The 9,095-nt window shown below is 66.0% G+C and carries 9 protein-coding genes; 5 read left to right on the top strand and 4 right to left on the bottom strand.

The window, feature by feature from the left end; all coding sequences use genetic code 11:
- The 5 genes from BLQ28_RS24115 to groL form a co-directional block, all read left to right on the top strand.
- The coding region (locus BLQ28_RS24115; protein WP_256327431.1) for a YadA family autotransporter adhesin at positions 1-1,365 on the top strand (1,365 nt) is incomplete at its 5' end.
- Positions 1,366-1,469: 104 nt separating this feature from the next.
- Positions 1,470-1,643: a hypothetical protein gene (locus BLQ28_RS33075; protein WP_176801214.1), complete on the top strand. Its 174-nt coding sequence runs from the start codon at positions 1,470-1,472 to the stop codon at positions 1,641-1,643.
- 72 nt (positions 1,644-1,715) lie between these two features.
- Complete coding sequence (locus tag BLQ28_RS24110; RefSeq protein ID WP_176801213.1) at positions 1,716-2,495, top strand: winged helix-turn-helix domain-containing protein; 780 nt, start codon at positions 1,716-1,718, stop codon at positions 2,493-2,495.
- A gap of 338 nt (positions 2,496-2,833) precedes the next feature.
- Complete coding sequence (locus BLQ28_RS24105; protein WP_007835162.1) at positions 2,834-3,124, top strand: co-chaperone GroES; 291 nt, start codon at positions 2,834-2,836, stop codon at positions 3,122-3,124.
- A 56-nt stretch (positions 3,125-3,180) separates the two neighbouring features.
- A complete protein-coding gene (groL, locus tag BLQ28_RS24100; RefSeq protein ID WP_042579049.1) occupies positions 3,181-4,836 on the top strand; it encodes a chaperonin GroEL in 1,656 nt (551 codons plus the stop codon).
- Positions 4,837-4,907: 71 nt separating this feature from the next.
- On the opposite strand, the gene xylB is transcribed toward groL, so the two are convergent.
- Genes xylB through BLQ28_RS24080 form a run of 4 tightly spaced genes read right to left on the bottom strand, consistent with a single transcriptional unit; the run spans position 4,908 to position 9,028 of the window.
- On the bottom strand, positions 4,908-6,377 hold the full coding sequence (gene xylB, locus BLQ28_RS24095) for a xylulokinase (protein WP_093245457.1): 1,470 nt from the start codon (positions 6,375-6,377) through the stop codon (positions 4,908-4,910).
- A 40-nt stretch (positions 6,378-6,417) separates the two neighbouring features.
- Positions 6,418-7,359: an AraC family transcriptional regulator gene (locus BLQ28_RS24090; protein WP_093245455.1), complete on the bottom strand. Its 942-nt coding sequence runs from the start codon at positions 7,357-7,359 to the stop codon at positions 6,418-6,420.
- An 11-nt stretch (positions 7,360-7,370) separates the two neighbouring features.
- Positions 7,371-8,339: a carbohydrate kinase family protein gene (locus tag BLQ28_RS24085; protein ID WP_093245452.1), complete on the bottom strand. Its 969-nt coding sequence runs from the start codon at positions 8,337-8,339 to the stop codon at positions 7,371-7,373.
- Between the two features lie 17 nt (positions 8,340-8,356).
- Positions 8,357-9,028, bottom strand: coding sequence for a transaldolase family protein (locus BLQ28_RS24080; RefSeq protein ID WP_093245450.1), 672 nt, complete (start codon positions 9,026-9,028; stop codon positions 8,357-8,359).
- Positions 9,029-9,095: the final 67 nt, after the last annotated feature.

Here is a 9,095-nt window from a genome sequence, read left to right as displayed (position 1 = left end):
CTTTCGACCTCGACGTCGACGGGTCTGAGCACCGCGACGAGCAGCATCGGGAGCCTGTCGACTGGCCTGAGCACGACCAACAGTGCCGTTGCCAGCTTGTCGACCTCAACGTCGACCGGCCTCAGCACCGCCATCAGCGGCGTCAGCAGCCTGTCCACTGGCCTGAGCACGACCAACGTCAACCTCAACAGTCTCTCGACCTCCACCTCGGTGGGCCTGAGCACGGCTGCGAGCGGCATCGGCAGCTTGTCCTCCGGCCTGAGCACCACCAATCTCAACGTCACCAGCCTGAGCACGACGGTCAACACCATCTACAACACCGGCACCAAGTACTTCCATGCCAACTCCACGGCGGCGGACTCCAGTGCCAGCGGGCAGGAAGCGGTGGCGATCGGCCCGCAGTCGGTGGCCAGCGGTGCCAACTCGTTCGCGGCCGGCAACGGCGCGAAAGCCACGGCCGACGGCGCTGTGGCGGTGGGCTTCGGTGCGCAGGCCACGGGCGCGAACGCCATCGCGATCGGTACGGGCGCCTTGGCCACCGGCTCGCAGGCCATCGGCGCGAATGCTCGCGCAGGCGGTGGTGGCGTGGCGCTGGGCGACAACGCCGATGCCGGCGGCACGCCGTTGAGCCAGGCGCAGAACGTGTCGAAGGGCACGGCCATCGGCTTCGGCGCGGTGGTGCAGCAAAGCGGAGGCGTCGCACTGGGCTCGGGCTCGGTGGCGTCGACGGCCGCTGGCGTGGCGGGCTATGTACCGGCAAGCGCGGCTGCGCAACAGGCGGCAGCCGTCAATGCCACCACCAGCACGCAGGCGGCCGTGTCCGTGGGCAATGCGGCCAACGGACAGTTCCGCCAGATTACCGGCGTGGCAGCAGGCACGGCTGACAGCGATGCGACCAACGTGGCGCAGTTGAAGGCCACGGCCAGCGCAGTAACGGCCAGCAGCGTGCAGTACGCGACCAACCCGGACGGCTCGGTCAATTACAACCAGGTCACGCTGGGCAATGGCCAGGCGCCGGGCGGCACGCGCATCAGCAACGTCGCGCCGGGCATCGCGCCGACCGACGCCGTCAACCTGGGGCAATTGACGGCCGCGCAGAGCCAGTTGCAAGGCCAGATCAGCAGCACGCAGCGCATTGCCTACTCGGGCGTGGCCATGGCCACCGCGATGAGTTCGCTGCCGCAAGCGATGACACCGGGCAAGACGCTGCTGTCGGTTGGGGTGGGCAACTACTCGGGCTACAGCGCGATGGCCGTCGGCTTCTCTGGGCGCTCGGACAACGGCAAGTGGGTCTACAAGGTCAACGGTGGCTACAGCGGCCAGAAGTTCAATATCGGCGTGGGCGTGGGCTATGAGTTCGATTGAGCATCCGTGCTCGACCGTCTGTTCGGAAGGCGCGCGACGCATGACCGGACGATCTTCTGCCGTCCGCTGGCTCGGGATCTGCGTGCCGGCAACAGCGAGCGCCGGTGCCTCGGCGGCGCTGGCTCACCGCCTGGATGGACGACGGCCCGGACCTGCCTGCAGGCGGTCGGGCCAACGTCGACTTCGCAACGCAAGCAGGCAGCGGCAAGGCCTTCTACGAAAGGCTCGAGTCCAACGGCTGCCACTTCACAAGCTACGCGCCGCGCAATATCCAGTAGGCCAGTAACCCGGCGATGCCGGTGCGCGCCTGCTGGCGCCGCCCCGGCGATAGAACCAACGAACATTTGCAAATGAAGATGATGACCGGCGTGAGAGGGGCGTTATCGATCGCCATTCTGGGCAGCGACGGTGCGCGCACCGCGGCCTTGCAGGGCAGGCTGGATCGCATGGGACATCAGTCCGTCGTATTCGCGGGCACTCCCGACTTTCTGACCACGCTGAGCAACGGCGTGCGGTTCAGCCTGCTGTTGTTGCTGGCCCCGCAAGATGACATGACGAATGCGAGCCTGCGTGCCGTGTGCAAGGTGCTGGGCATGCCGGCGCTTCTCGCGATCCAGGACGGCGGCCGGGAGCGTCTGTTGTCGATGGATGACGACGCCCAATGGAACGACGCCCTCGACCTCGAGGCGCCGACAGCGATGGACGCGGAGCTGGACTGGCAGATTCACCTGCTGCTTCAGCGTGCGGGCAACACCCAGCGGCAAGAAGCCCATGCTGCAGGAGACACCCTCGTGCGGGGCGACTACCGGTTCCTAGGCGGCAGCAACACCGTGCTGCACCACGATCGCGAAATCATTCTTCAGCCGCGCCAGTTCGCCTTCGCGCTGGCGCTGTTTCGCAATGTCGGCGAGGTGCTGACGCGGGGCTGGCTGCAGAAATCGCTATGGAAGGACGCGCCTCAGCGCGAAGGAGCGCGAGCGCTGGACGTCTGCGCCGCGGGTTTGCGCAGGCGGCTGGATCTTCGCCATGAGAACGGATTCGTGCTGCGCGCCGTGTACGGAACCGGCTATCAGCTCATGGCTGTACCTTCTTCATCCAATACATCCAGGGCAACCCCCGCCCGGAAGTGATTCATCTCGCACTTCTTGCTTTCGCCCGGCTGCGTAGCGGCCAGATAGCGGAAGGGGCCAGGAAAACCGGGCCCGCCCCAACTACAGAAGCTCCAAAGCCCCTCAAAAAGCACGATCGTGCAGTCAAAAGCCGGTCGGGAAGCACCCGAAATCAGCTGAAAACCGATCTCCAGCAAGCCCTCCAGACCAAGCCCTGCCCTTGAAAGGTCATCGATTGCCTTTATGATTAGCACTCGCTGCTGATGAGTGCTAACAGCCCTCGCTTCCAGTCGATGGGCCGCCGGCTTCCCCTGGCGCCCGACCACAAACCCGTTTCTTATCCATATCCAGGAGATGCAATGAAACTTCGTCCTTTGGCCGATCGCGTGATCGTCAAGCGTGTTGACAGCGAAACCAAGACCGCCTCCGGCATCGTCATCCCCGACGCAGCCGCCGAAAAGCCCGATCAGGGTGAAGTCCTGGCCGTGGGCCCGGGCAAGCGCAACGACAAGGGCGAACTGGCCGCACTGACCGTCAAGGTCGGCGACCGCGTCCTGTTCGGCAAGTACAGCGGCCAGACCGTCAAGGTCGGCGGCGACGAACTGCTCGTGATGAAGGAAGACGACCTGTTCGCAGTCGTCGAGAAGTAAGCCTTCTCCTCTCTTTCGATTCCATCCAAATCCAATCCATTCGGAGTTAATTCATCATGGCAGCAAAAGACGTAGTCTTCGGCGGAGAAGCCCGCGCACGCATGGTCGAGGGTGTCAACATCCTGGCCAACGCAGTCAAAGTGACCCTGGGCCCCAAGGGCCGCAACGTGGTGCTCGAACGCTCGTTCGGCGCCCCCACCGTGACCAAGGACGGTGTGTCGGTCGCCAAGGAAATCGAACTCAAGGACAAGCTGCAGAACATGGGCGCCCAGCTCGTGAAGGAAGTGGCCTCCAAGACCAGCGACAACGCTGGTGACGGCACCACCACCGCCACGGTCCTGGCACAAGCCATCGTTCGCGAAGGTTTCAAGCTGGTGGCTGCCGGCATGAACCCGATGGACCTGAAGCGCGGCATCGACAAGGCTGTGACGGCCCTGGTCGCCGAGCTGAAGAAGGCTTCGAAGCCCACCACCACGTCGAAGGAAATCGCTCAGGTCGGCTCGATCTCGGCCAACAGCGACGAAACCATCGGCAAGCTCATCGCTGACGCGATGGACAAGGTCGGCAAGGAAGGCGTGATCACCGTGGAAGACGGCAAGTCGCTGGACAGCGAACTCGACGTCGTCGAAGGCATGCAATTCGACCGCGGCTACCTGTCGCCCTACTTCATCAACAACCCCGAGAAGCAATCGGCGCTGCTCGACAACCCCTTCGTGCTGCTGTTCGACAAGAAGATCAGCAACATCCGTGACCTGCTGCCCGTGCTGGAGCAAGTCGCCAAGGCTGGCCGTCCGCTGCTGATCATTGCCGAAGAAGTCGAAGGCGAAGCCCTGGCTACGCTGGTCGTGAACACGATCCGCGGCATCCTGAAGGTCGTGGCTGTCAAGGCGCCTGGCTTCGGCGACCGCCGCAAGGCCATGCTGGAAGACATCGCCATCCTGACGGGCGGCAAGGTCATCGCTGAAGAAGTGGGCCTGACGCTCGAAAAGGTGACGCTGGCCGACCTGGGCCAAGCCAAGCGCATCGAAGTGGGCAAGGAAAACACGATCATCATCGACGGCGCTGGCGCTGCTGGTGACATCGAAGCCCGCGTGAAGCAAGTTCGCGTTCAGATCGAAGAAGCGACCAGCGACTACGACCGTGAAAAGCTGCAAGAGCGCGTGGCCAAGCTGGCCGGCGGCGTTGCAGTGATCAAGGTTGGCGCAGCCACCGAAGTCGAAATGAAGGAAAAGAAGGCTCGCGTCGAAGACGCCCTGCACGCTACCCGCGCTGCAGTGGAAGAAGGCGTTGTGGCTGGCGGCGGCGTGGCTCTGCTGCGTGCCAAGCAAGCCGTGGGCGAGTCGGTCAAGGGCGACAACGCCGACCAGGAAGCCGGCATCAAGCTGGTGCTGAAGGCCATCGAAGCGCCCCTGCGCGAAATCGTGAACAACGCCGGCGGCGAAGCCTCGGTGGTGGTGAACGCTGTGCTGGCCGGCAAGGGCAACTACGGCTTCAACGCTGCGAACGACACGTACGGCGACATGCTCGAGCTGGGCATCCTGGACCCGACGAAGGTCACCCGCACCGCACTGCAGAACGCCGCTTCGGTGTCCTCGCTGCTGCTGACGACCGAAGCCATGGTTGCTGACGCACCCAAGGACGAGTCCGGCGCTGGCGGCGGCGGCATGCCCGACATGGGTGGCATGGGTGGCATGGGCGGCATGGGCATGTAATGCCCGGCTGAGCTCTGCTCACCAAAACAAAAAGGGCCGCGCAAGCGGCCCTTTTTTATTGCGCGTTCGACTTAACGGAACTGGTCGCGCAACGCCATGTACAGCACCTGGAAGCGCGCATGCCGCGTCTTGTGCCCATCGGCCCCTTCGGATGAAGGCAGCAGTTGCTGCTTGACCGGCGGCAGCGTGCACACCTCGGCCACCGCGCCACCATCGGCCAGCCATGCAAGGCGCGCCGCACCGAGCGCACCGCCCGTCTCGCTGCCCGCATAGAGCGTGAGCGGCACCTGGAAGATGTCGGCCAGCAACTGGCCCCACCACACGCTGCGCGCACCGCCACCCACGAGCGCGATCTCGCGCAGCGGCATGTCGGCCGGCAGGCGCAAAGTGTCGAAGCCATCGCGCAGGCCGAAGCTCACGCCTTCGACCACGGCATAGGCGATTTCCGCCGGCCCGTGCGCATGGGTCAAGCCGAACAGCACGCCCTGTGCATTCGGGTTGTTGTGTGGCGAACGCTCGCCCGAGAGGTACGGCAGGAAGAGCGGGCAGCGCGCACGCTGGTCCGTCGGCACCGACGCAGCGGCTTCGAGCAGCGCGGCTTCGTCGGCGAACTTGAACGTCTTCGCGGCCCAGCTCACGGCGCTCGCGGCCGAGAGCATCACCGACATCTGGTGCCAGCGTTTCGGCAGCGCATGGCAGAAGGCATGCATCGCCTGCGCGGGATTCGGCAAGAAGCGATCGGTCGATACGAACACCACGCCGGAAGTACCGAGCGAGACGAAGCCCTGCCCCGGCTCCACGAGCCCCATGCCGACCGCGCTGGCAGCGTTGTCGCCCGCACCACCCGCGATGAGCACGGTGCCACTGCCCACACCCCAGCGCGCAGCCAGCTCAGGCTTGAGCCGGGCCGACACCTCGCTGCCTTCCACCAGCCGCGGCATGTGATCGCGCGTCAGCCCCGTGGCCGCGAGCAGTTCATCGGACCAGTCGCGCGCCCCCACGTCGAGCCACAGCGTGCCCGCCGCGTCCGACATCTCGCTGACCGCCTCGCCACTGAGCATGAAGCGCAGCCAGTCTTTCGGCAGCAGCACGCGCGCCACGCGCTTGAAAACATCGGGCTCGTGCTCGCGCACCCACAGCAGCTTGGGCGCCGTGAAGCCGGGCATCGCGAGGTTGCCTGCGATCTCTCCCAGGCGCGGCACGGCACGCGCCAGCGCCTCGCACTGCGCACCGCTGCGCCCGTCGTTCCAGAGGATCGCCGGCCGCAACACCTCGCCGGCCGCATCGAGCAGCGTGGCGCCATGCATCTGGCCCGACAGGCCGATGGCACGCACGGCCGACAGCGCTTCGCCATGCGCGGCCCGCAGGTCGGCCGTGACCTGCTCCAGCGCCTGCCACCACTGGCCTGGCGCCTGCTCCGACCAGAGCGGTTGCGGCCGTTCGACCGTGAGTGCGGCACGTGCCACGCCAACGATGCGGTGATCGTCGGCGAGCAGCAGCGCCTTGAGCTCGGACGTGCCGAGGTCGAGTCCCAGATACAAGATAGTTCTCCCTGATTGCTTCTCGAAGATTCGCGTCGTGTCAGCCGAAGCGTGTGTCGGCCTGTCGCCTGAATTCGCTCGGCGTCATGCCCTTGATTTCAAGAAACCGGCGATTGAAATTGGCCACGTTGTTGAAGCCGACCTGGTAGCAGATGTCCGTCACGTAGTGGTCGGTCTGCATCAGCAGGTGGCAGGCGCTGTTGATGCGCACGCGGTTGACGAAGTCGGTGAAGCTGTTGCCGGTCGAGCGCCTGAAGAAGCGGCTGAAGCGGCTCTCGCTCATGCCGAGCTCGGCCGCCACGTCCGACATCGAGATCGGGTCCGCCATGTTGTTGGTGATGCGGTTGACGATGTCGTTGATCTGGTCGACCTGCGCATCGCCATCGCTGCCTTGTGCGCCTTGCATCTGAACGCTCGACAACAGCCGGTAGTCGGTGCATTGCGCCAGGTCGGCCATGAACTCGCAGAACAGGCCCAGGCGGCGCACACCGCGCGCGGCCTTGATGCTGTCCCAGTGCGCCTGCGCCTGCTGCGACATGCCGAAGAACTCGATGCCGTGGCGCGCGCGCTCGAGCAACTGCATCACCTCGCGCAGCTCGGGAATGTCGGCGGCGGCGCGCTCGATGGGCTCATGGCGAAACTGGATCACGCGGTCGCGTCCGGCGGCACCGCCCTCGGGCACGTCGAGCGAGATCCAGTTGTGCGGCAGCCGCGGCCCGCACAGCACCAGGTGCCCTGGCTGGAACGGCCCGATCCAGTCGCCGATGAAGGCCTTGCCCGATGTCTCGGTGATCAGGTGCAGCTCGTAGTCTTCATGAAAGTGCCATCGCACCAGCGGACTCGGGAAGCCGTGCGCCAGGCAGCGCACCAGGCCGGTTTCTTCAGGCGCCTCGTAGCCCAGCGAGGGCGAGCGCGCAAAGTCGCGCTCCAGCTCCGGTTGACGCTGGCGAGGAATCGCGCGTTTGCGTGTGGACGTGGTCATGGCAGCACCGATCAGGACCGGGAAGCGGTGGCCCCATTGTCTTCCTGCGCAAGCGCGGTGTGAACAGCTTCCAGCGTCGGTGGGTCGGCGCCCTCGCGGGTGCAATTCAGGGCGGCGGCCGTGGCGGCAAAGCGCATCACCGCAGTCCACGCCTCGTTGCTCAGCTCGCTCAATTGGGCGGGTTGCTCGACACCCTGCGCCAGCAGCGAAACCGACAGCCCGGCCGTGAAGGTGTCGCCCGCGCCGATGGTGTCGACCACCTTCACGCGCGGTGCGGCCACGGTCATCGCTTCATGCCCCGTGCGCCAGAGCGTGGCGCCGGCACCGCCGCGCGTGACGATGACGGCACGCGCGCCCGCAGCAAGGCATTCGGCAGCCAGCGCATCGACCGGCCGGCCGGGCGCGAGCAGCTCCGCGTCTTCGTCGCTGAGCTTGACGAGGTCGGCCATCGCGAACCACCGCGCGACGCGTGCCCGGTAGGCCGCCATGTCGGCGATCAGGCTGGGCCGCACATTCGGATCGAACACGATCACGCGGCGGCCCTTGTTCTCTGCGATCAGGTCGGCAATGCGCGCGCCGGCCGGGTCTTGCAGCAGCGAGATCGAGCCGAAATGCAGAAAACGGCATTCCGCCGGCAATGGCGGCAAGGGCGCGGGCGCCCAGGTCGCATCGGCACTGCCGCGTGTGTAGAAGGCGTAGCGGTTGGTCTGCGGCGTGCGCTCGACGAACGCCAGCGTTGACGGTGCATCGCTGCGCAGGATGAAGCTGGTGTCCACGCCGTTGCGTTCGAGAAAGCCCATCAGCCGTTCGCCGAACAGGTCGGTCGACAGCTGCGTGAGAAAGCCGGTCGGCTGGCCCAGCCGCGCACAGGCCACGGCCGTGTTGAGCGGCGAGCCGCCTTCATGCCCCAGAAAGGCCAGGGTGCCCGCCTCGCTGGCGGTGAAATCGATGAGGGCTTCGCCCGTGAGTGCAATGCGCATGGTGCTTCGGGTGTGAATCAGGGCAAGGCCCGTGCATCCGCCAGGAAGCCGCGTTCGGCAGCCAGCGTGGCGGGATGGTCGAGCAGTTCGGCAAAGAGACGCGGCGGGATGGTGATGGCCCCCACACCGAGCCCCAGCAATGACAGATACGCCTCGCGCGAGCGGATGCTGGCCACCAGCAGGCGCGTGCCCGGCGAAGGCCGCCGCGCCACCAGCGATTGCATCTGCGCGATCAGTGCCAGCCCGTTGACGCCCGCGTCTTCGAGCCGTCCGAGGTATGGCGCCGCATAGGCCGCGCCCAGTTGCGCCGCAAAGTGCGCCTGCTCGGGCGCATACACCGCCGTGAAGGTGACGGGCACGCCCTCCGCGATGAGCCGCGCACCGGCATCGAGGCCCTGGCGCGTGGCGGGAATCTTGACGACCAGTTGGCCCCGGTCGAAATGCGACAGCAGGGCCCGCGCGTCTTCGAGCATGCCGTCGACCTCGTCCGAATACACCTGCGCCTGCACTTGCCGCGCGCCCAGGTCGATGCAGCGCTTCAGCAGATCGGGCACCGCGGCGCGGCCCACGCCCGCGCGCTGCAGCAGCGTGGGGTTGGTCGTCACCCCATGCACCACCGGGTGCGGCAGGCAGGTCTTCAGCTCCGCGAGGTCTGCACTGTCGAGGTACAGGTGGAAATCTTCATTCATGGATTGCACGCTGCAAAAGAAATCGATCTTCTCACTGTGCCGGCCGCGCGTCGCCGCACCCAGGGGA

Origin of the sequence: Variovorax sp. EL159 (assembly GCF_900100965.1) — a bacterium.
Classification (GTDB): domain Bacteria; phylum Pseudomonadota; class Gammaproteobacteria; order Burkholderiales; family Burkholderiaceae_C; genus Variovorax.
This window is presented reverse-complemented; position numbering and strand designations above follow the sequence as displayed.

Bases quoted from the DNA above. Each gene is read 5' to 3' on its own strand.
- BLQ28_RS24105 (WP_007835162.1), top strand. From the start codon at position 2,834: ATGAAACTTCGTCCTTTGGCCGATCGCGTGATCGTCAAGCGTGTTGAC.
- BLQ28_RS24090 (WP_093245455.1), bottom strand. From the start codon at position 7,359: ATGACCACGTCCACACGCAAACGCGCGATTCCTCGCCAGCGTCAACCG.
- BLQ28_RS24080 (WP_093245450.1), bottom strand. From the start codon at position 9,028: ATGAATGAAGATTTCCACCTGTACCTCGACAGTGCAGACCTCGCGGAG.
- BLQ28_RS24085 (WP_093245452.1), bottom strand. From the start codon at position 8,339: ATGCGCATTGCACTCACGGGCGAAGCCCTCATCGATTTCACCGCCAGC.
- groL (WP_042579049.1), top strand. From the start codon at position 3,181: ATGGCAGCAAAAGACGTAGTCTTCGGCGGAGAAGCCCGCGCACGCATG.
- BLQ28_RS24110 (WP_176801213.1), top strand. From the start codon at position 1,716: ATGAAGATGATGACCGGCGTGAGAGGGGCGTTATCGATCGCCATTCTG.